This window comes from Sediminibacterium sp. (assembly GCF_030695065.1).
Classification (GTDB): domain Bacteria; phylum Bacteroidota; class Bacteroidia; order Chitinophagales; family Chitinophagaceae; genus Sediminibacterium.
Genome location: NZ_JAUYTR010000011.1, coordinates 1 through 23,516, shown reverse-complemented (window position 1 = coordinate 23,516; position 23,516 = coordinate 1). Strand labels below are relative to the sequence as shown.

Here is a 23,516-nt window from a genome sequence, read left to right as displayed (position 1 = left end):
TGTCTATTTGACCCCTAATTATAGGGATAATGGTGTTAGTTTTTCGGCACTAATACCGCTTTATGAGATTAATTATTACACAGTTTAGGGTCTTATTGTTATCCCTATTTTTACTAGTGGGATCAATCAATGATGTTTTTTCACAAAATATCTTAGACAACGCTGGTCTAAATAAACCCAGTTCTTTAGCTTATTCTTTAAGAAAGCTTAGTTCTACTTACAATGGTTTTGCTGTACAAGTGAGAAGATCTAGTGACAATGCATTAGCCAATGTTTCATTTGATGCAAATGGAGTAGTAAGTGTGAATAGCACAATTGACGGAACTTCTACTAGTTTTCAATCTTTTATTGGTAGTAATTCTTGTTATATACAAACATGGTATGATCAAAGTGGCAATAATAGACATGCTACACAAACCAATACAAGTAAACAACCCATGATTGTGAATGCGGGTGTGTTTACTTTGTTTAATTCAAGAGCTGCTGTAAATTTTAATGGGACCAGTACTGTAATGAATATACCAATGCCAGCCTCGGTTATCAATGCAACTGGCGCCATTTCTACTGTTTTAAAAACCGCACAATTGCAACAGCAATTTGAAGCCTTGTTGTCTTGGAGTTCAGGTTCGTCTCCATATGGTCCTGGTTTTGGTCCACAAAATAGTATTGCAACTGGAAAATTTGGATTGTATACAACCTGGGGGCCTTTTAATGTAACACTTGGACCTGTTGCTGCAAATACAGAATATGTATTGAATGCATCTTGGACTGGCCAAGCTGTTACGCAATCCAGAAATGGTAATATTACAACTGGAACAATGGGAGCGCCTTTTATCACTAATGTGAGCAGCGGATATATGGGTCAAGACAATCCCAATTCGGGCTATTTTGCAGGTACTGTTCCAGAAATAATTGTATTCCCAGCAGCATTAGGTACAATTGATAGAAACTTGCTAGAGTTGAATCAAAATCAATTTTATTTTCCTCCCATCATTCCTGCAACTGGTTTGCATTTTGATGGCATTAATGATTATGTAAGGGTTGCTGATAATACCAGTTTAGATTTTGGTAGTCAAGATTTTACTGTTGAAGCATGGACTATTAAATACGCCAATTCAGTTGGATTCGAAAATAGCGGTGTTGTTGGTAAATGGAATACGGGAAGTTCTGCTGGTACCAACGAATGGCTTTTAAATAATACTTCAAATGGATATGATAATAAAGCAGCATTCTTATTTGAGTCTGGAAATACAACTTATCAAATAAGTGGTACAACTAATTTAGTTCTAGGAAATTGGTATCATTTAGCTGCTGTAAGAAAAGGAACAAGCTTAACCCTATATGTAAATGGGGTGGCTGAATCAACTATTACAATACCCAGTGTTGCAGTGAATAATATTGGAAGAGATTTATTAATGGGTGCTTATAGATTTAATTTAGGCTTGCCTAATTTATTTTCTAAGATTGCTTTAGATGAAGTAAGAATCTGGAAAAGAGCACTTTGTTTAGATGAATTACAAGCCAACAAATCGGGAGAATTAATAATCCCATCAACATTATTGTCTGCGTATTATAAGTTGAATGCAGGTAATGTGAATATGAATAATGCGGGAGTTAGCACTGCAGTTGATGCAAGTGGTAATAATAATTCGGGATTGTTAAACGGTTTTGCATTAAATGGAACTACTTCCAATTGGGTGGCTGGTACCGTTACAGGAACCAATGCAGTATTTGCTCCTCAAGCTGCTATAATAACAGGTGTAAGTTCAATGAATGTGGGAGAAACCAGCCAATTCACTTCGAACAGTTCTGGTAACTGGACAAGTTCTAATTCGAGTATTGCATCAATTAATGCAGCTGGATTAGTAACAGCAATCAACAATGGTACAGTCAATATTTTATTTGTAAATAATTGTGGGGTTACTTCAACTAAAAGCATCACTATTAATAGAATTGTTGCAGGTCCTGCAGGTATCAATAGCGGTATATTAATGTGGTTGGATGCGGCTGACTTGGATGCAGATGGCAACAATAGTAATAACCCCATTTCTACTACTAATTTTTCTCTTTGGAAAGACAAATCAGGAAATGTCAAAAACGCAATTTCTGTTCCAGGACAAAACCCAATTAGTTTTGTACCTAATAGCATAAACGGGCAACCGGTTATGCGTTTTAATAAAGTCAACTCAACTTTTGGTTCAGTACTTCAAGTACCTGGTGTAGATTTAAGAGCAGGTTCAAATCCAACTGTTACTATGTTTACCGTTTACAAACAAGGCGTACACCCTGCAGGGACTGGTGGTGCTGGACATGCATTATGGGGTAATGACAATGGTGCTTGGGATCGTTTTTTCTATAGCTCTTGGAATTTCACCGATGATGGTATCGTTTCTTTAGGACCTGTTAATCCTACTGTTGCAAATGTATCAGGCGCAGGTACTGTGGGTAAAACACAGTTGATGACAGCAGTTTATGATCAATATCAGCCTAATGGATCAGCCATTTATTTCAATGGTAAAAAGTTAATTTCTTTTACAGATAATACAGATGCCAATGCCGCACAAACCAGTTTAAGAATTGGTTCTGACGGTGATGATGGCGCATACAATGGAGACATTGCCGAATTCATTATTTACAACAGAAAATTATCTGATTGTGAAATTTTAGAAGTGAATAAATATTTAGGAGATAAATACGGGGTACTATTTACAACCGCAACTATTACTGCTCCAAGCACTACTGTATGTTCAGGCACTGCTGCAGAATTAACTGCAAGTTTAGGTGATAGTTACCAATGGTTTAAAGATGGAGTATCTATTGCATCTGCCAATGCACAAATATATAATGCAACAACAGCAGGGTCATATACTGTTGCAATAACCACTTCTGGATGTACTGCAGTTTCAACAGCAACTGTTGTTAGTGTTACACCTGCTCCTGTGGTAACTGTAACTGCTAGCGGACCTACTGCCATTTGTAGTGGAACTCCTTTGGTGTTAACAGCAAGCACACCCAATGGAGGTTTTTGGAGTACAGGAGAATTTGGTTCTTCCATTACTGTATATGGTGCAGGTTCATACACTGTTCAAATAAGTTCGGAAGATGGGCTTTGTTCCGTTACTTCTGAACCATTGGTAGTAACAGAAAATCCAATACCAGATATTACCGATATTATCAATGATGGCAGAAGAGATATTTGTGCTAATACAACCATGTTATTAAAAAATGATACACCAGGTGGTGTATGGAGCAGCAATAATACAGCTGTTGCAACGATAGATGCAGATGGAACTGTTCATGGTATTAGTGAAGGAAATTCCATCATCACTTACACAATCACCAATGAAACTGGTTGTAGTAATTATGTTACTTATGAAGTAATGATTTTACCTATTCCAGTTAGTGGACCTTTAGACGGAAAAACGGCTATCTGCATCAATGAAACCACTGTTTTATCACATACCATTTTTAATGGCAGGGATGAAGTAGCAGAATGGACGAATTCAAATCCATTGGTAGCAAGTCTTTATCCTTTTCCTTCCGGAGTGAATGTTACTGGATTAACTGCTGGTACCACAACGCTTAATTATTATTTCACCAATACGAATGGTTGTAGGGCATTGGTTTCTACCGCTACAATAACAGTAGCACCTTTAGCCCCAACTACTCCAATAACTGGAGTAACTACCGTTTGTGAAAATCAATTTAAGCAATTGGCGAATGCTACTGCAGGTGGAGTATGGTCTAGTAGTGATACAACTATTGCAACAATTGATGCAACAGGTAAAATGACGGGTAAAAAAATGGGAACAACTATTATTAGCTATACCATTACCAATGCGTCGGGATGTAGTTCTGCAAGTACAGTTACTGTTACTGTAAAGCCTACACCTGCCAAACCAATTATTACAGGAGAAACTACTGGTTGTTTAGGTACAACCTTAGTGTTAACTGCTAGTTCAGATGCACCTAATCCATCTTTTAGATGGTGCAATACGCCTACTGCTAATCCTATCAGAACATTTTTGTTAGAATACAGTACTTCTTTATGTGTAAATGTAACCAGTGATGGTTGTAGCTCTGAGCAAACCATTGTTCCTGTTGTTGCTAAGCCATTGCCAGCAGCTGCAATTACTGCTGTAGGCGCTACTAGTTTTTGCGCAGGAAGTTCTGTACAGTTAAATGCAAGTGCCGCAACAGGAAACAGCTACCAATGGAAATTGAATGGCAATAATATTAATGGTGCAACGGCAGCAAATTATATTGCCACTGCAACAGGAAATTATACAGTTGCTGTTACTGGTGTAAATACTTGTACTGCTACTTCATTAGCTATTACAGTGAATGCTACAGACAATGTGGCTCCAGGTAGCACAGCAATTCAATTTGCTGCGCCTACTGCTATTTTAAACAATGTTTCAGAAGCTGCTCAGTATAATTTGGCATATGAATTAAATATTCCTGAATATGGAAATTATGGTTTGGTGAACCCTACTTATACAGTTAACAATGCTGCACAATTACAGAATATTCCATTAGATCGTATTGCTTATTATATGCAATTAAATAATAAGTGGGTTTGGGTATCAATGGATGCATTCACCAATAATGTAAGTCTTGCTGGTATTCCTGTTACCAATACTGTCTTTAATCAAAAAGTACAGAACATGAATGTGTATAGTAGCGCTGGCGCAGGTGTTACTAATGGATTAGGTATTTCAACAGGCAGTATTGAATTCTGGAAATTCAACTATTCACCAAATGTTAGTCAAGGTTTACCTGGAGCAAGTTCCACTACTTATGATTTTGATGATAGTCCACAAACAATTGGGAATCATGGATCTTTCCAAGTGCATAATTATGGTGTTGGGCAAACGATTTTTGGATACAGCAGATTTGGTCAAAATAGTAGAGGTGAATTGGGTATAGGTAATAATACCACTGCCAATGGTGGTAATAATGGAAATCCTGATTGGACTTTTAATCAGAATGCTCATATTTATCAAACTAAAAAAATCTATGTATTTGTAAAACCAAAAGAGCAAGTATTGGCAAAAGACGCAACTATTTATTTAGATGCAAATGGCCAAGCAATACTTCCTGTTTCTGCGGTTAGCAATAATATACAAGATAACTGTAGCACTGTAACAAGCGTTGTGGCTCCTTCAGTATTTAATGGTTCAAATATTGGAACCAATACAGTAACCTTAACGCTTACAGATGCAAGTGGAAATAGCAATAGTGGAACAGCAGTTGTAACTGTAAAAGATATCATTGCTCCAGTTATCAACTGCGTTTCTTCAGTAAACATGTTTGCGACTAGTGCTTCAGGTGCAATAGTTAATTACAATTTGCCAGTTGTAACTGATAATGCTGGAAATGCCAATTTGCAATTAGTTGCGGGCTTAGCAAGTGGCTCAACATTCCCATTAGGGGTTACCACAGTTACCTATTCTGCAAGAGATGCATCAGGTAATGAGTCACAGTGTTCATTCACCGTAACCGTAGTAGGTGTACCACCTGTAATTGTGGTACCTGCAACAATACGTGTGGATGCATCTGCGAGTAATTGTGGAGCGGTAGTAAACTTTGCTGCCACAGAGACAACAGCTATACCAGCATCAACTATAACGTATTCACATCAACCAGGATCTGTATTCCCGTTAGGTACAACGGTAGTTACCGCTACTGCAACGAATGCGGTAGGAGTATCGCAAGCAACATTTGAGATTGTAGTAACCGATAACACTGCACCGGTGATTAACACACCAGCAGCACCGGTATTCTGCGAGAACACTGCAGGAACATACACAATACCAACAATAAGTGCTACAGATAATTGTGGAGTAGCAAGTGTAAGCTTTGCCATCACTGGTGTTACACAAAGAACAGGTACTGGTTTTGATGCAGGCACTGCATTTAATGTAGGAGTAAGCACGATTACTTATACGGTAACGGATGTGAACGGCAATGTATCTACTAAGTCGGTAGTAGTAACGGTGAACAAAGCCCCTACTGCAACGATAGCGGTATCTAGCCCAGATGCGTTCTGTAATAAGTTGGTATTAGTGTCTAATAGCACGAGTGCCATCAGCAGTTATGCATGGAGTTTCAACAATGCATCGTTTGCAAGTACCCAAGCGGTATCATTAGATAATACGAATGGAGATGGTACGTATAGTTTGTATGTAACAGACAACAAGGGATGTACCAGCTTAACAGCGGTAAGCTACCAGTACAGCAAACAGAACACGATCAACAATTACACCATCTTGGCTTATAAAGAAGCAGAACTAAAAGAATACAATACCGTACAAACAGGTAGTGTAGGCGTGATGAGTAAGAAGGGTAAAGCAGAGATTGGCAAGAACAGTTCAGTAGCAGCACCGGGTGCTTTTGTAAAAGCCCCTAAGATAGAAGTGAAGCAAGGTGCGAATGTACCAGTAAGATTGATAGGCGTAGCTACGGTGAGCTTACCAACGATGCAGTACAACACGAGCAACACGAATAACTTACCAAACTATACCACTAACCAAAGCGCCACAGTAAGCTTAAGCGGCAACTATAAGAACCTGAAGATTAGAAAGGGTTCTAATGTAACGTTGAGCGGTAATACGTATGGCAATATTGAGATAGAAGAAGGTAGTGTGGTAAGATTTACGAGCACAGTGATTAATGTAGAGCACTTAAAAGTAGGCAAGGGTCCAAACAATGGCTTAACGCAAGTAAGGTTTGCAGATAATACCAGCATTAGAGTAGCGAAGCATGTACAGATAGAAGAGGATTGCTTTATTAATCCAGACGGATACAAAGTAACGTTCTACTTAGGCAAGCAGAGCAACCACGATTGCAACAAGCACCGCAACAACCACGGCAATGGTCACGACAACGATGATGATGATGACAGAGATGATGATGACCACGACAGAGGTCATGGCGATGGAGATCAGAAGTTTGAAGTGAAGGGTGGCAACACAACAGTGATTGCGAATGTATATGCTCCTACAGGTGATATCAAAGTAAAAGGTGGAGAAGGCTGTCACAAGAACCACAGCAGTACAGTGGTGAAGATGACTGGTCTATTCATTGGCTACGAAGTAGAGGGAGATGGAAGAAATATCATCTGGAACAGTTATGCATGTGGCACAGCAGCCCCAATTGCGGCGGCGGATGCACAACCAGTGTACAACAAAACTGCGGAGGAAGTGGTAGTAGCCGACGACTTAAAAGTAACGGTGATGCCAAATCCAAGTACTACGTACTTCACATTGAAACTAGTAAGTCAATCTAACTTACCAGTGAATATCAAAGTAGTAGATGCTGCAGGTAGATTGGTAGAAGGCAAAGCCAAGCAAGCGGCGAACAGCACGTTACAGTTGGGTCACAACTATGCAACAGGTAACTACTTTGCAGAGTTCATCCAAGGCAACCAACGTAAAGTGGTTCAGTTGATGAAGATCAAATAAACCAATAACTTAAACAAACCAAGGGGGCTGTCTAGCAATAGATGGCCCCTTTTTTTTACCAGATTTAACTTAACTTCATTCTGAAATTTTTTGCCATGATAACATTGAATATTAACAACACCCCCTACCAGGTAGATGCCAATGCAGATATGCCCTTATTATGGGCGATCAGAGATATGGTAGGATTAACAGGAACCAAATTTGGATGTGGTATGGCTCAGTGTGGGGCCTGCACCGTTCATGTAGACGGGAAACCAGTTCGATCCTGTAGTTTCCCTGTTTCGGCAGCTGTAGGAAAGAAGATTACGACTATTGAAGGAATGAAAGATAAAATTACTGAAGCGATTCAACATGCTTGGGTAGAATTACAAGTACCTCAGTGTGGGTATTGTCAGTCAGGACAAATCATGAGTGCAACAGCTTTGCTAAAAGCCAAACCCAACCCAACTGATGCTGATATTGATGCAGCCATGCAAGGCAATCTTTGTAGATGTGGCACTTATCAACGCATACGTAGTGCCATACATCGCGCTGCAGAAATGATTAAGTAATTCAAAAAAAATTAAGCAATGAATCAGCAAAACAGTCAAATAAATCGCAGAAACTTTTTACGCCTTACCAGTTTAACTGGGGCAGGCTTGGTAATGGGTTTGGGCGTTAAAGCAGATGGTTTATCTGTTATAGAAAATTTAGGAACTTCAACCGCTTCTTTTGAATTGTCGCCATTGGTGATGATTGATCAAACGGGGTTGGTAACCATTTTTAATACCAAACCAGAAATTGGCCAAGGTACTTACCAATCCATTCCTGCTTTAATTGCAGAAGAGTTGGAAGTGGCGATGGATAAAATAGTTATTAAGCAAACTGGTGGAGAAAAAAAGTATGGTCCAGCACAGTTTGTAGGGGGCAGTTCTTCTGTAAGAACCAATTACACCAACTTGCGAAAAGTAGGAGCAGCTGCTAAAGAAATGCTGATCAAAGCTGCTAGTGCTACTTGGAATGTTCCAGTATCGGAATGTTATGCAGAAAATGCTACAGTAATACATCGTCCTACTGGTAAAAAATTAGGATATGGAGAATTGGCAGAAGCCGCTTCTAAATTAGAAGCGCCTAAAAATCCCACTTTAAAAGAAGCAAAAGATTTTAAAATATTGGGTAAGTCTGCTCCAAGACCCGACGTGCCAATGAAAGTAAATGGCACTGCTAAATTTGGAATTGATGCTAGTGTGCCAGGTATGGTATATGCATCCATTGAGCGCTGCAAAGTATTTGGAAGTAAATTAATCAGCTTTGATGCAACTGCTGCTAAAAAAGTGAAAGGGGTTATTGCAGTGGAAACTTGTGAAAGAATTCATGGTATTTATAAATCGGAAGGGGTTGCGGTAATAGCAGAAAATTATTGGGCTGCGGTGCAAGGAAGAAAAGCACTAATAGTTAAATGGGATCATCAAGGAAATGAAACTTTCAATTCTAAGGATTATGAACAAAGTTTAAGAGAAGCTGCCAAAAAGGAAGGGGCCGTTGAACATAAGCAAGGTGATTTTGATAAAGCTTTTGCTGAAGCACCTACACAGCTAACTGCATTCTATGAAACACCAGTTGTTTCTCATTCTCCCATAGAACCTATGAACTGTTTAGCCAGTTGGCAAGAAGGCAACAAATTAGAAATTTGGACCTCAACGCAAGTGCCTGGAAGTGTAATGAATGATTTTTCTAGAATTTATGGTGTTAAGCAAGAAGATTTAAAATTGAATGTGTTCTTTAATGGGGGCGGTTTCGGAAGAAGATTGTATCCCGATTATATTCATGAAGCAGTTCAATTGAGTAAGAAAGTGGGTAAGCCGGTTAAATCAATTTGGAGTAGGGAAGACGACACGCAACAAGGACCATTTAGGCCATTAACTTTTTCAGCAATGAAGGGAGCTTTGGATGCCAATGGTAAAGCCATTGCATTCCAACATAAAGTAATCTCGCCTACTTTAGACATGAAGAAGGATTATGATGTTACCAAAGCAGATGGTACCATGACCGAGGGAATCAGTGAGCAGAAATATGAAATAGAGCATATGAAGAATTTGTATGTTCATCATTATGTGCATATTCCTTTGGCCGCTTGGAGAGCGGTAACCAGCACCACATTGGCATTTTCGCACGAATGTTTCTTAGATGAAATGGCAGTTGCTGCAAAAAAAGATCCGATGGCATTTCGTTTAGAAATGCTCACCAAAGAATCTGATACCAAACAGATTTTAAATAAATTAAAGGAGGTATCAAATTGGGATAAAAAACTACCAGCCGGTTGGGGTAGAGGTGTTGCGCAATATGAATTTTTTGCTGGTCAGGCAGGATTTGTTATTGAAGTATCTAAAAAAGGAACTGGCGTTAAGATAGAAAAAGTGTATGCTGTGATTGATCTTGGTACGGTGGTAAACCCCGACAATACTCGTGCGCAAGTAGAAGGTTCAGCAGTAATGGCTTTGACCGCTGCAATTAAAGGAGGAATAACTTTTGACAAGGGCGCAACTGTTCAATCTAATTTCCATAATAATCCATTGGTTCGTATAAACGAAATGCCAAAAGTAGAAGTGCATATTTTGGCCAATGGAGGAAGTAAAATTAAGGGTGTAGGAGAACCAGGATTGCCTCCATTTGCGCCAGCATTATGTAATGCAATTTTTGCAGCAACTGGTAAGCGAATTAGAAGACTACCTTTTGACATCAATAAAATTGTTTAAGTATGAAGAGAGGATTGATTTTAGGTGGATTATTATTTTCGGTATATGCAGCTGTGGCTTTTATTCAACCAGCAAATCTGGCTAAAAGCATTGCCAATGGAAAAACAGTATATACCAATAATTGTATGAACTGTCATATGGAAGATGGTAAAGGGTTAGAAGGCGCATTTCCTCCAGTTGCCAAATCTGATTATTTAAAACGCCCTTCTAAAGATTTGATAGCCGTGATATTAAAAGGGCAATCAGGAGAAATAAAAGTAAATGGAGTGGTGTATAATGGAATGATGCCTGCGCAAGATTATTTATCTGATCAAGAAATTGCGGATGTGCTCAATTATATTAATAATAGTTGGGGTAATAAAAATTTGAAACCAATACTTCCAGCACAAGTAAAACTACTAAGACCTTAAGCATTGATGCATGAAAGAAATTGGTGACATAGTTCTGGCTTATGAGCAATCGCTTCAGTTAGGACTTAAAATGGCTTTGGCTACGGTAGTAAGTGTAGACGGATCTTCTTACAGAAGACCAGGTGCACGAATGTTGGTTACAGAAGACGGAAAGTTTACAGGAGCGATCAGTGGAGGGTGTTTAGAAGGGGATGCCCTTAGAAAAGCTGCATTGGCAATTAATCAAGGGAAAAAAAAGTTGGTAGTATATGATACTACAGATGAGGATGATGCCAAACTAGGGGTGCAGTTGGGTTGTAATGGTATTGTAAGAATTTTATTTGAGCCAATTGACGCCGATAATATTTCAGTCATCCATTACTTTAAAAAAATGAATGCTTCTCGTGAACCATCCATATTGGTCACTGGATATCACCAAGATCAAGGCAGCCATTGGGGCACTATGTTAAAGGAAGCCATTCAAGAAAAATACTATGATGATTTAAAGCCAGTATTCGAAAATGTTTTAAAAAGTAAAAAGTCGGAGCATTTAATCATTGCAACCGATGAAGGAAATCAGGCACTATTTGTAGAATATATAATCCCTGCCATTTCATTGATTATAGTAGGTGCTGGCAATGATATTATGCCTTTGGAAAATATGGCAAGATTAATTGGGTGGAGCACAACTGTAGTGGATGGTAGACCTACCCATGCTAATTCACTCCGCTTTGGACAAGCTAATAAAATTGTTTTGGGAAAACCAGCAGAAGCAATGCAGCAACTATTGTTTGACGATAGAACTGCGGTTGTATTAATGACCCATAACTACAATTACGATTTTGCGATGTTATCTGAGTTGGCAAATGCACATGTTCCATATATTGGTTTATTGGGACCTGCTGCAAAACGAGAGCGGTTATTCAATGATTTATCGGAAGTTGGTATACATTTTACAGAGGTACAGTTAAAAAATATCTATGGTCCAACTGGCTTAGATTTAGGTGCAGAAACTTCATCAGAAATTGCTTTATCAGTTTGCTCAGAAATCATGGCGGTGATTGAAGGCAAACAACCACTACATTTAAGATTGAAAACCACGCCTATACATGCTTCCATATGAAATGGGGAGTTATGATATTGGCTGCAGGGGAAGCTGCTAGAATGGGGAAAGCAAAAATGCTCTTGCCATTTAAAAAAACAACCATATTAGCGCATCTAATTGAGGAAATCACTTTGGTTGAGCCCAATATCATTCAGTTGGTTACTGGATATTATCATGATTTAATTCAAGCACAAATAAGCACCGATAAGGTTGACATCATTCAAAACCCTCATTACTCATTAGGTATGAGTAGTTCTATACAAGTGGGCCTTACCGCTATGATAAAAGCTTGCCCAGACCTAGACTTTTTGGTCATTGTGGTGTCTGATCAACCCTATTTAAATCAATCAATTTTGCTCCGCTTATTAACTAAACAGCAACAAACAGCAAAAGGGATAATCGCTTCTTCTTACAATGGGATAAAAGGTACACCTGTATTATTGAGTTCAGCCTATTTTTCCCATTTGTACAATTTAACAGGAGATAAGGGTGCACGTGTTATATTGCAACAATTTCCAGACGATATCGCAACCATTGAATTTGAAAATGGGGCTTTAGACATTGATACTCCGGAAGATTATGAGCTGCTTTGTAAAAAAATAAATGAAGAAGATGTTGATTGATCAATACAATAGGGTTCACGATTATTTACGAATTTCTTTAACAGATAATTGCAATTTGCGCTGCTTCTATTGTATGCCAGAAGAAGATTATGCTTTTATGCCTAATAAGCAATTAATGCAAAAGGAGGAGATTGTTTCCATTGCTACTTTGTTTGTGCAGCAAGGGGTAAAAAAGATACGATTAACAGGCGGTGAACCATTGGTTAGAAAGGATGCGGCTGAAATTATTCAAGCCTTGGGTAAACTAGGAGTAGAGTTAACCATTACCACCAATGCAACTCGCATACACTTGTTTATTGATGATTTAAAAAATGCTGGCGTAAAGTCTATTAATATTAGTTTAGATACATTGAAGCAAGAAAAGTTTCAATTATTAACAAGACGAGATCAATTCAATATCGTGAAAGACAATATTGATCTATTATTGAAAAACGACTTTAGGGTTAAAGTGAATATGGTAGTGGTGAAGGGCATGAATGAAATGGAAATATTAGATTTTATAGAGTGGACTAAATACATTCCTATTCAAATTAGACTGATTGAATTTATGCCCTTTGATGGGAATAAATGGAACAGTGATAAGTTGGTAACCCTGCAAGAAATGTTGGAATTAATTGGTGGGAAGTATACCATTGCTGCTGCAGAAAACGAACCCAACGACACGAGTAAGCGATACCAAATAGAAGGTCATCAAGGCAGCTTTGCAATAATAAGCACCATGAGTGCCCCTTTTTGTAGTACTTGTAATAGAATTAGATTAACGGCTGATGGTAAAATCAAAAACTGTTTATTTTCTTCTTCTGAAACAGATTTACTCACACCATTTAGAGAAGGTGCAGATATACTTCCATTCATTCAACAATCAATTGCAAGCAAACACAAAGAATTGGGTGGTCAGTTTTCAAAAGATTTTGAAAAAATAGATACCAATGAATTGCATAATAGGAGCATGATTGCAATTGGGGGTTAATTAAATACTATGATAACTGTAAATGAAGCAAAGCAATTGGTGTATTCTCAAGCAAAGCCCTTGAGCAACATTTGGGTGCCATTAGTGGATGCTGCTGGAATGGTTGCTGCAGAAGATATACAGAGCCCTATAGCGATGCCTTCGTTTACACAATCTTCTATGGATGGCTATGCCATTCAACTGAAAAACATCGATGCTATTCTGCCCATTCAAGATGAATTACCTGCGGGTTCATCCAAACAATTGCAATTAAAGGAAGGTTATTGTGTTAAGGTATTTACCGGAGGTCCTGTGCCATTGGGTGCAGATTGTATTATTCAAAAAGAATGGGTGAACAATTTGGGTGAGACCATTCAAATTATAGAAAAAACAAATGAGCTGGGTTTAAACATTAGAGAAATGGGTTCCTCGGTTGAAAAAGGAGATTGGGTAATTGCAAGAGGCACCTGTTTACATCCATACCAACTAGCTATGTTGGCTAGTTTAGGAATATCGGAAGTCTTGGTTCATAGAGCACCTTCCACTACTTTAATTATAACAGGTAATGAGTTGGTTAAACCTGGCGAATCACTAGCTTTTGGGCAAGTATATGAATCTAATTCTATTGGTCTTGTATCCGCTTTAAAAGCTATTGGAGTAAAAAATGTATCAATCCTATATGTGAAAGATAACTTAGGGGATACAGCCACTGCAATTAGGAATGCATTAAATGAATCAGATATAATATTACTCACTGGAGGAGTAAGTGTTGGAGACTATGATTATGTAGCAAAAGCTGCGGCACAAGAAAAAGTGGATATGCTGTTTCATGGTGTAAAACAAAAGCCAGGAAAGCCTTTATTTTTTGGGAAACAAAATGAAGTATTGGTATTTGGATTGCCTGGTAACCCCAGTTCTGTATTACATTGTTTTCAACAATATGTAAAGCCTGCTATAGAATTGATGCAAGGCAAACACCCAGTTCCAACCATACAAGCCATGTTAACAGCCCCGTATAGCAAGAAACCCGGGTTGGATTTTTTCTTAAAAGCTTACTATCAGGAAGGAATGGTAACCATATTGCCAGCTCAGGCGTCTTATCAGGTAAGTGCTTTTTCCAAAGCCAATTGTTGGGTAGAATTGCCCATGGATGAAGCTTTGTTTAATCAAAACCAACTGGTAACAGTGCATTTATTTTAACCTGCTTATTATGGAAGAAATCATACTTTATGGACTTGCTTTTTTTGTGATTGCATTTTTATATGCTTCAGTAGGTCATGGTGGTGCAAGTGGGTATTTAGCGTTGATGGCAATCTTTAATTTTAGTGCAAGTGTAATAAAACCAACCGCATTAATACTGAACTTATTGGTTTCATGTTTAGCATTTATATCATTTTATAGAGCAAAGCATTTTAAATCTTCCATGCTTTGGCCCTTGGTTATTACCTCCATTCCATTTGCCTACTTAGGAAGCATTGTGCCTATTTCAGAAAGTTTATATAAAAAATTATTGGCCATTGTTTTATTAATAGCAGTAGCTAGAATATTGTTTTTAAGTAAAGCAAGTAATCATAAACCTGCACCTAAGTGGTATTGGTTGAGTATTGCAGGAGCATTTATTGGCCTGGTATCTGGAATGATTGGAATGGGTGGGGGCATATTGTTGTCGCCTTTACTACTTTTGATGGGGTGGTCTACACAACAGCAAACTGCAGCTTTGAGTGCAATTTTTATATTTTTGAATTCAGCAGCAGGAATGGTTGGGCAAATTCAAAAAGGATTTCAATTAGATCAATCTATTTATGTGATCATTTTATTTGTTTTAATCGGCGGTTGGTTGGGTGCATATATTGGGGCTAAGAAATTAAAAGCAGATCAGTTGAAATTTATTTTGGCATCGGTATTAATTGTTGCGGCAACTAAATTGTTTTTTGTAAACTAAACCTATGGATGTACAAGTAATTTTCTTTGGATCTATAACCGATATTACGATGGTAGATTCAGTATTATTAAATAATTGCACCGATCTAGATTCAATGGTGAATGACTTAATTGAACGCTACCCATCATTGGCAAATAAAAAATATTTTATTGCTGTTAATCAAAAAATGGTACATGAAAATATTAAACTTAAAATGGGAGATACGGTGGCATTAATGCCACCATTCTCTGGAGGATAATATGGACTTGAATAATCGTTATATCAGACAAATCATTCTACCTGGTTTCGGAATAGCTGCACAAGAAAAATTGGGTAAAGCTAAAGTGTTGATTGTGGGTATGGGTGGATTGGGCTGTCCTGTATTGCAATACCTCGTTGGGGTAGGTGTAGGTACCATTGGTATAATGGATGCAGACAAAATCAGTAAGAGTAATTTACATCGTCAATTATTATTTGACGAAAAAGAGGTTGGTAGGTTGAAAGTAGAAGCAGCAGCTAATAAGGCGAAAGCACAAAATAGTTTGGTTGATATTGTGGAATATCCTTTTGAATTAAGTAAAACGAATGCAGCTGAAATTATTAAGGGTTATGATTTAGTCATTGATGCTACCGATAATTTCTCGGCTAAATATTTGATCAATGATATTTGTGTTTGGTTGCAAAAGCCTGTAGTGTTTGGAGCAGTATCCGGATACGAAGGTCAGGTTGCAGTTTTTAATTTTTCAAGTGGTGTAAATCCTCCTATTCATTATCGCCATTTGTTTCCTGTACAGCCTGCTGCCAATGAATTTACAACCTGCGAAGAAACGGGAGTCATAGGAGTTTTGCCTGGCATTATTGGAACCATGCAAGCTGCGGAAGCAATAAAACTAATTGCAGATTTAGGTCAACCCTTGAATAATCGACTACTTACTTATAATTTATTGGCAGCTCGGTGGTATGAAATTGAGATGAATTCAAGCGTTGAAGTTCCATTGATTGATGAACAATTTATCAATTCAACCAACTATCAAAATGCTTGCGATTTTACAGAAGCAGATATAGAAGAGATGGACATTGATGAAATTGATGTGTTTCATTTTTTAGATTTAAAGTATGATCCGAATATATTTATTCTTGATGTAAGAGAGTTGCATGAGTATCCAACTATTGATTTTTCACATGCTCAAATTCCGATGTCTGTATTAAAGGAGTCTATTCATCAGCTGCCTGAAAAGCCCATCTATGTTATATGTCATCAAGGAATAAGAAGTGTATATGCAGCACAATTAATTAAATTGCATAAGAAAGTGGAAGCATATAGTTTAAAAGGCGGCTTAACTGCCTATTTTAATAGAGTAAGCAATGAGTAATAAAAAATCAAATTCTATTTTTATTAGTGGTCCTATTGCTGCGCAAAAAATAGCAGACGATATTCAAAAGCATTCGTCTAAAGTGAGTATTGGTGCACATAGTATTTTTTTAGGACAAGTACGAGCAGATGAAATTGATAATAAAAAAGTGACTGCAATAGAATACACTGCTTATGAAGATATGGCGATGGAGAAAATGGCGGTTATTCGGGAATCATTTTTTGCTAAATATGCGCTTACCTGTATGCATATTTATCATAGCTTAGGTAGGGTGGCAGTGGGTGAAATTTGTTTGTTTGTTTTTACTTCTTCAGTACATAGACGAGATGCCATTGATGCTTGTAATGAAATGGTTGAAACCATAAAAAAAGAATTGCCTATTTGGGGGAAAGAAATTTGTGAAGACAATAGTACGGTTTGGAAACAAAATAATTAATCATGGTAAATATTACTCATAAATCGAACACACTTCGTAAAGCAATTGCAGAAGCCACTGTTTTGGTATCAAAGCAAGAAACAATTGAAGCAATTGAGCAAAGAAAAGTACCGAAAGGAGATGTATTTTCTTTTGCTAAAGTGGCTGCATTATTTGGAGTAAAAAAAACCAGTGAATTAATTCCAGATTGTCATCCTTTGCCCGTTGAATTTACCGATGTAAGATTCAATATAACTGATTTAAAAATCACTATCGAGGTTGAAGTGCATACTATTTATAAAACGGGGGTTGAAGTAGAAGCCATGCACGGTGCTTCTATTGCTGCATTAACCCTATATGATATGCTGAAACCTATTGATAAAAATGTTGTCATCCAGCAGATTCAGTTAAAATCAAAAACAGGTGGGAAGACAGACAAAAAATCATATTTAAATAAGGGTTTACAAGCAGCCGTTATTGTTTGTTCAGATACCGTTTCGGCAAATAAGGCAGAAGATAAAGCGGGGATTGCTGTAATAGAAGCTTTAAAAAAATTACATATACAAGTGCCTGTTTATAAAGTGATACCTGATGATTCATCTGCCATTGAAAAACAAGTGTCTGCCAATACACAGGATGGCATACAATTATTAATTATGGTGGGCGGTACAGGTGTTTCCTTAAGAGACATTACACCCGACACAGTTAAGCCTTTATTAGATCGTGAGTTAGATGGTATAATGGAAACCGCTAGAAGGTATGGACAAGAGCGAATGCCATATGCCATGCTGTCTAGAAGTGTAGCGGGTTTGATCAACCAAACACTAGTGCTCACATTCCCTGGTTCATTATCCGGTGCAACAGAATACATGGATGCCCTATTCCCGCAAGTATTGCATGTGTTAGAAGTGATTGCTGGGGATAGACATGGATTTTAGCGGTGGCAAATTGGTATACTCTACAGCTGCTTGAGGGTTTGTAATTCCTCTATTAAAATCTTTTGCAATAGTATGCGCTCTTAGTTCAGTATTCGGAAGCTGGTAAGTAGCTAATTCTTTTATTCTGTTTTCTCTTAAAGGTCCAATCCACTCTTCTGCTAATTCGGGAGGAAGTATAGTGGGCATTCTTTTTTTTGTGTTGTGAATTTTTTGCATCAAACCATTTGCTTGAGTTGTTACAATAGCAAAACTATGGATCATTTCTCCAGATAATTTATCGGTCCAAGGTTGCCAAATTCCAGCCATGTAAAACAAGGGTTCTTCCTTGTTAGCGCTATGAATAAAATAAGGGTAGGCAACAGGTTTTTTATCATCTGCTCCTTGAAAATGTCTCCATTCATAAAACCCTGTGCTTAATACCAAACATCTTCTTGATTTTGCAGCAGCTTGATAAAGTTTGCTTTCAAATAATTTTTCAGCTGTAGCATTAAGGGTGGTATATTTTTTTCTACTTTCTTCTAGCTCACCTATATGTTGAATAAACCAAGGAATGAATTCCCAATGAGCCAATTCAGGATGCCATTCACCTGCGTTGTCTTCTATAATGATTGGCCAAGAAGTATAACTAAATCCAGACTGTACTTGAATATCCACAGGTGGAATTTCTTTTTCTTTCCCTTTTAGTTTGATCTTTTTTTTGGGAGGAATTTTAAGTGAATTGTAATAACACATAGTTTAAAATTACGCAACTCGGAGGTTATAATCCAACCACTTCAATAAATTGAGATTTGTTGGGCCTGCTGCTTACTGTTGCTGCGCAAGTGCCACAATCGGGTTCTGATTTTGCTTGATTGAGTAGTTTAACTGTAATGACTAATCCAGTTAGATCACTTGTTAAGGTTTGCATTTTTGTACGGTCGGCGCAACTGAATCTGGTGAAAAAAACATGATCATATGTTTTACCTTCAAAAGCAAAACCATTTTCAGTATATTGTTTATAACTAGTGTCAATTAACTGAACTATTGCATCATTGCATACTTCTTTAATAATTTTCACTTGGAATGTTGCGGTAGTTAAATCGTCTTTTTTGGTGCACGATAATTGTAATAGTCCAAGTAGGAATAACGCGATGAAAGAAGTTCTCATATCATTCTTTTTAATAAGATGCCCGCTTGATGTAAAATGCTGCTTTAAATGGGATTGTCGGCTTCACTTCGCTCGCCGACTTCCTCGGATTTGGATTAACCCAAAGCCCTCGGGATTGTCGGCTTCACTTCGTTCGCCGACTTCCTCGGATTTGGATTAACCCAAAGCCTTTGCACCAGCTTCGCTGTTGCAGTCGTTCTCCATTTGTTTACGACCTCAAGCAAGCTTGGGTCGTCTCCAAATGAAGAACGCCTCTTCAACTTCGTTGAAAAGGCGTTTGTAGCCTCTATAGGAGCCAGTTTGGAAGAATTTGCTGCTGATATAAATGCTGTTTTGGAACTGAAAATTAAAAGCAAAAACCCCGATCCAATTGAATTGGGGTTTTAATTATTTTCTAAAACTGTAAAGCTATATCCGTATAAGACCCACTAACTAACAATTAGTACTCTTTCTTTTGACGTTATACACCAGTACCTATTTAGTAGTTGCTAAAATCAAACAATTAACATTGCCCACAAATTGTTTGAATGGGTTTGTAATCGGTCTTTTAATTGAGCCAAAGGTTAGAATATTCACTATTAAATTCAAATTCATCATATAACTAATATATTTAACACACAATAATGAGCAATGGAAACAGATTTTTATACAGCTTTTGATGAAAATATTATCCATCAGGTTGCGGTCTCAATGTACTTTATGCCCTTTAAACGTGTTAGGCTGCGCAACGGATATGACTTTTTTCTTGGCGGTTATGTAACCAGTTTTAGCAACGGGTATTCGCTTGTTGTAAATGGCACTAATGTCGGATCGATTCCCAGCATAGATAATACCATACTGGATCCAGAAAGTATTCCTATCGCAAGAGATACAGAAGATATATGGGATCCAGAAGAGATGGGCCAAACAGAAATGAGGAAATATGTTTCGGAGATCACTTTTGCGAACTCTTTTGAGCAATTTATCGCAGGGAAAAAAGTTGTGTCATGGGGGTTTAACCGCAAAACAGAAAGTATGGTGTTTAATGGATTAATTATCTCCCCTGCAGGCTACTTCGTAGTTTATGAAAATGGGTACCGGCTTATTAACAAAGGCGAAACCATTGATGGAAAGGACATACAGCAGGTATTAATACTAGATGCTGAGGCAAAACCTGTAGCGGTAGAGCAATTGCTCATTGAGCCGCATGATGGAGGAAAGCTTTAATGAATCATTTCTGTTTTACGTTAAAACTGAATAGGGTGGAGATACCTGTATAGTTCTGGAATAGATTGTCAAAAAACTATTCAGGATGATATCAAACGTGAAAAAAATGTCAAACCTTTGCCAATATTTAATCCCAGAATTAGGGGGTTAATACCCATTGAGAAATCCCTAACTAATTAAACTTATTAATCTTGCACTTTTATAAAGAACAACCCGGAGATAAAGTTTTAAAACAACAGCACTCTAATGGCAGCTTACATTTATATACTGTTTTAAGAGATGGGATTCATGCGAACGGGTGGAGTAGAAAGAAATTCTTTCCCAATGGGTCATTAGAAGAAGAAGAAAGCTTCAGTAATGGATTGCTAATCGAAAAAATAAACTTTAGTGAACAGGGGGATATTATTTCACATAAAATCTGGAACAACAGACTAAGGGAAATGGTTGATAAACCTGCTATTATTCAACTTCCAAAACATAATATAGTTTTTGGTTGTGCTAGTATCAATTATTTCCTCAAAAATCTGCCTTCTATTAGTGAGTTTATTCAAGGTGATTATCATGAAGAATTACTCATACAATCTTTTATAAATTCCAGCAAGTTGGGAGAGGAGGAAACCGCATGGACATTGAAAGGCAATCAAATGAATTTTACTATCTTTTGGGATTGTAATGAAGTAATTTACAACTGGCAATGCCATTGCTTTACAGAAGAATTGTATATGGAAGCAAAAAAATTTTTGGATTCGAAAGAGATTTTATAAAAATCACTAGCGCACAATAATATCATCGCCAATGGTTTGGCTTGACATTGGAGCAATCAGAACGAGTCGGTAAAATATTTAACAGATGGTACAAAAAAGGTTTCACTGAAATTAATTATTTTATAAAAAAAAGATTAGTAAAAAGCAAAATTAAGCAAAACGGTTAAAACCTTTGCTATACAAGGCTTTATAAATAGAGTAGTCTTAGTTCGGAAGTCGGTGTCTGATAGGTTTGGGGCTTAAATTGACAAGGTTAGGTTACTAATTCGTTACCGATTGATAAAGGTAATAGAATAGATTAACTGACTATATTTCAGTCTTTTGCACCCTTTTCTATATTCCCTTGTAACTCAATGTAAATTAATTTTAAACGTTAAACATTTGAGTTATGGAGCAGACAAAAAAATCGACGTTCAAACTGCTTTTCTATTTGAAAAAGAACGAACTGAAAAAGAACGGTAATGCCCCGATTATGGCACGTATTACCATTGACGGAACCCCTAAAACTTTCGGAACAAAGTTAGAAATTGACCCCAATAATTGGGATTTAAAACACGGACGAGTACAGGGAAAAAGTGCGCAGGCATTAAGCATCAATAAAAAACTGGACAACATTCGTGGGCGCATCGACAAGATTTATGAAGATATGCTGAAGCACGAGGGCTTTGCAACCGCCCAAAAGGTAAAGCTATCATTTTTTGGTGTTGGTGTAATGGATGATGCTATCCTGAAAGTCTTTAACGACCAAAATGAGGATTTTAAGAAGTTGGTCGAAAAGGAAGAACGCTCACAAAGCACCTACAACAAGTATATCACAGTTTACAATCATTTGACCACGTTTATAAAGGAACGCTATCATCGTGATGATATGGCTTTTCGGGAATTGACTTCCGACTTTATCCGTGAGTTTGATTTTTACCTACGGTATGATTTACAATCTTCCCACAATACGGTTTGGGTGTACACGATGCCTGTATTAGCCCTTGTGGAACTGGCTATTAAAAAAGGCTTGATACGTGATAATCCGTTTCAGGATTATGAAATCAGTATGGAAGAAACCGACCGGGGTTATATCCTTAAAGAAGATGTAGAAAAGCTGATGTTGTGCGTACCACCGCACCCACGGTATGAATTGGTAAAAGACCTGTTTATTTTCAGTTGCTTTACCGGACTTGCTTATGCGGATATTAAGAAACTGACAAGGAACAATATTCAATCATTCTTTGACGGTCATCAATGGATTATCAGCAGAAGAAAGAAATCAGATATTGCTTCCAATGTTCGGTTAATGGAAATCCCTAAACGTATCATTAAGAAGTATCAGGGTACGACAAGGAATGAATATATCTTTCCTGTTCCGACCAATGCAACCTGCAATACACACATAGGTAAACTGGTTGAAAAGGCAGAAATCATTACGGAGCAAAAAGTAACCTTTCACACAGCAAGGCATACTTTCGGAACAATGTTTTTGACCGAGGGCGTACCGCTTGAAAGCCTTAGCAAAATGATGGGGCATAAAAACATTTCCACTACACAGATTTACGCTAAAATCACAAGCCAAAAAATCAGTAAGGATATGGATTTGGTTACACCAAAATTTAAGGCTATGGAAGAAGCATTTATGATGGCAATCTAATCAGCTTTTATTTAATTACAACGGGCAGAACTTAACGGTTCTGCTTTTTTATGCCTGTACATTTTGTGTAGGTAAAGCACATTTACTTTCCTCTACCCAGTCCAACACTGTAAAAGAGCTTATTACCTACTTGCTAAATAGAAAATTGAAAAACGAAGCCCTATCTACTACTCCCTGCTATTCCGTTTTTCAAATCTCTATTACAGGCTATAATAGCCTGGTCATTAATGCCATAAAAATTTAGAACAGAAAATTTCCACAATCAACCGGTAAAAAGGCAGCTAAGTTATAGCGGGCAGCCATCGCACACACCCACCAATAAAAAAAACGAATGAACGGTTTCCCCCTAAAGGAACCCCCATTAAATCATTTTTTTTCTTGGTCATCGCTGTTGCCCGCTTGGATTATCTGCTTTCTTTTTTCCGGTTTTTCTTTTGGAAAAATTTATGCGAAGCGAAGCGGAGCAAACCACAACGGGAAGCGGGAAACGAGAAAAGCGAGTGAGTAAATAACATTTTTTCAAACATCAAAATTTTAGCATTATGGCACACAACATCAATTTCAAAGAGCAAACAGGACGTCATTCATTTTTCAGCGTTCAACAAAAAGCGTGGCACGGTTTGGGGCAAATCGTGGAGCAGTACCCGACAAGCGAGGAAGCAATCGTACACGCAGGTTTAGATTACGAGGTTATCAAATCCCCACTTGGAAAATCCAGTCAAATTGATCCCCTAATACCAGCGTAAAGTGACCCCTGTTCGCCAGAGCAAACTGACCCCCTTTCGCCATTTTAAATTGACCCCCTAGATATCGGTATAAGAATTAGTTGTTTTCGTAGGAAAAAAT

18 protein-coding genes and 1 pseudogene are annotated in these 23,516 nt (G+C 37.7%); 17 read left to right on the top strand and 2 right to left on the bottom strand.

The window, feature by feature from the left end:
* Window positions 1–62 precede the first annotated feature (62 nt).
* The 13 genes from Q8S25_RS04000 to moaCB all read left to right on the top strand — a co-directional run bounded on the left by Q8S25_RS04000 (window position 63) and on the right by moaCB (window position 17,914).
* On the top strand, window positions 63–7,466 hold the full coding sequence (locus Q8S25_RS04000; protein ID WP_305535086.1) for a LamG-like jellyroll fold domain-containing protein: 7,404 nt from the start codon (window positions 63–65) through the stop codon (window positions 7,464–7,466).
* Between the two features lie 95 nt (window positions 7,467–7,561).
* Window positions 7,562–8,017 carry a (2Fe-2S)-binding protein gene (locus Q8S25_RS03995; RefSeq protein ID WP_305535084.1) on the top strand — a complete coding sequence of 152 codons (456 nt, stop codon included), beginning with the start codon at window positions 7,562–7,564 and terminating at the stop codon, window positions 8,015–8,017.
* Window positions 8,018–8,035: 18 nt separating this feature from the next.
* On the top strand, window positions 8,036–10,201 hold the full coding sequence (locus Q8S25_RS03990; protein WP_305535082.1) for a molybdopterin cofactor-binding domain-containing protein: 2,166 nt from the start codon (window positions 8,036–8,038) through the stop codon (window positions 10,199–10,201).
* Between the two features lie 2 nt (window positions 10,202–10,203).
* A complete protein-coding gene (locus Q8S25_RS03985; protein ID WP_295233992.1) occupies window positions 10,204–10,611 on the top strand; it encodes a cytochrome c in 408 nt (135 codons plus the stop codon).
* 10 nt (window positions 10,612–10,621) lie between these two features.
* Window positions 10,622–11,713 carry an XdhC family protein gene (locus Q8S25_RS03980; RefSeq protein ID WP_305535080.1) on the top strand — a complete coding sequence of 364 codons (1,092 nt, stop codon included), beginning with the start codon at window positions 10,622–10,624 and terminating at the stop codon, window positions 11,711–11,713.
* A complete protein-coding gene (locus Q8S25_RS03975; protein WP_305535078.1) occupies window positions 11,710–12,318 on the top strand; it encodes a nucleotidyltransferase family protein in 609 nt (202 codons plus the stop codon). The genes Q8S25_RS03980 and Q8S25_RS03975 overlap by 4 nt, the downstream gene beginning before the upstream one ends.
* A complete protein-coding gene (moaA, locus tag Q8S25_RS03970) occupies window positions 12,299–13,288 on the top strand; it encodes a GTP 3',8-cyclase MoaA (protein WP_305266750.1) in 990 nt (329 codons plus the stop codon). Before Q8S25_RS03975 ends, moaA begins: the two co-directional genes overlap by 20 nt.
* A 9-nt stretch (window positions 13,289–13,297) precedes the next feature.
* The gene (glp, locus tag Q8S25_RS03965) at window positions 13,298–14,467 is read left to right on the top strand and encodes a gephyrin-like molybdotransferase Glp (protein ID WP_305535076.1); all 1,170 of its coding nucleotides are present in this window, start codon (window positions 13,298–13,300) and stop codon (window positions 14,465–14,467) included.
* Between the two features lie 10 nt (window positions 14,468–14,477).
* Window positions 14,478–15,209: a sulfite exporter TauE/SafE family protein gene (locus tag Q8S25_RS03960; protein ID WP_305266752.1), complete on the top strand. Its 732-nt coding sequence runs from the start codon at window positions 14,478–14,480 to the stop codon at window positions 15,207–15,209.
* 4 nt (window positions 15,210–15,213) lie between these two features.
* Window positions 15,214–15,447, top strand: coding sequence for a MoaD/ThiS family protein (locus Q8S25_RS03955; protein ID WP_305535074.1), 234 nt, complete (start codon window positions 15,214–15,216; stop codon window positions 15,445–15,447).
* A 1-nt stretch (window position 15,448) separates the two neighbouring features.
* On the top strand, window positions 15,449–16,561 hold the full coding sequence (locus Q8S25_RS03950; protein WP_305535072.1) for a HesA/MoeB/ThiF family protein: 1,113 nt from the start codon (window positions 15,449–15,451) through the stop codon (window positions 16,559–16,561).
* Window positions 16,554–16,997 (top strand): molybdenum cofactor biosynthesis protein MoaE, encoded by a 444-nt coding sequence (locus Q8S25_RS03945; protein ID WP_305535071.1) that lies wholly within the window; start codon window positions 16,554–16,556, stop codon window positions 16,995–16,997. The genes Q8S25_RS03950 and Q8S25_RS03945 overlap by 8 nt, the downstream gene beginning before the upstream one ends.
* 2 nt (window positions 16,998–16,999) lie before the next feature.
* A complete protein-coding gene (gene moaCB / locus Q8S25_RS03940) occupies window positions 17,000–17,914 on the top strand; it encodes a bifunctional molybdenum cofactor biosynthesis protein MoaC/MoaB (RefSeq protein WP_305535069.1) in 915 nt (304 codons plus the stop codon).
* Here the strand turns inward: moaCB and Q8S25_RS03935 are convergent.
* Complete coding sequence (locus Q8S25_RS03935; RefSeq protein ID WP_305535067.1) at window positions 17,879–18,646, bottom strand: SOS response-associated peptidase; 768 nt, start codon at window positions 18,644–18,646, stop codon at window positions 17,879–17,881. The genes moaCB and Q8S25_RS03935 overlap by 36 nt on opposite strands.
* A 25-nt stretch (window positions 18,647–18,671) precedes the next feature.
* Window positions 18,672–19,061 carry a hypothetical protein gene (locus Q8S25_RS03930; protein WP_305535065.1) on the bottom strand — a complete coding sequence of 130 codons (390 nt, stop codon included), beginning with the start codon at window positions 19,059–19,061 and terminating at the stop codon, window positions 18,672–18,674.
* 630 nt (window positions 19,062–19,691) lie between these two features.
* Here Q8S25_RS03930 and Q8S25_RS03925 point away from each other — a divergent pair.
* The 4 genes and pseudogenes from Q8S25_RS03925 to Q8S25_RS03910 all read left to right on the top strand — a co-directional run.
* The gene (locus Q8S25_RS03925) at window positions 19,692–20,267 is read left to right on the top strand and encodes a hypothetical protein (protein ID WP_026752412.1); all 576 of its coding nucleotides are present in this window, start codon (window positions 19,692–19,694) and stop codon (window positions 20,265–20,267) included.
* 191 nt (window positions 20,268–20,458) lie between these two features.
* A complete protein-coding gene (locus Q8S25_RS03920; RefSeq protein WP_305535063.1) occupies window positions 20,459–21,031 on the top strand; it encodes a hypothetical protein in 573 nt (190 codons plus the stop codon).
* A 388-nt stretch (window positions 21,032–21,419) separates the two neighbouring features.
* Window positions 21,420–22,670, top strand: a complete 1,251-nt coding sequence (locus Q8S25_RS03915) for a site-specific integrase (protein ID WP_305535061.1) — start codon at window positions 21,420–21,422, stop codon at window positions 22,668–22,670.
* A 542-nt stretch (window positions 22,671–23,212) separates the two neighbouring features.
* A pseudogene (locus tag Q8S25_RS03910) lies at window positions 23,213–23,377 on the top strand (alpha/beta hydrolase); the annotation flags it as partial.
* Window positions 23,378–23,516 lie beyond the last annotated feature (139 nt).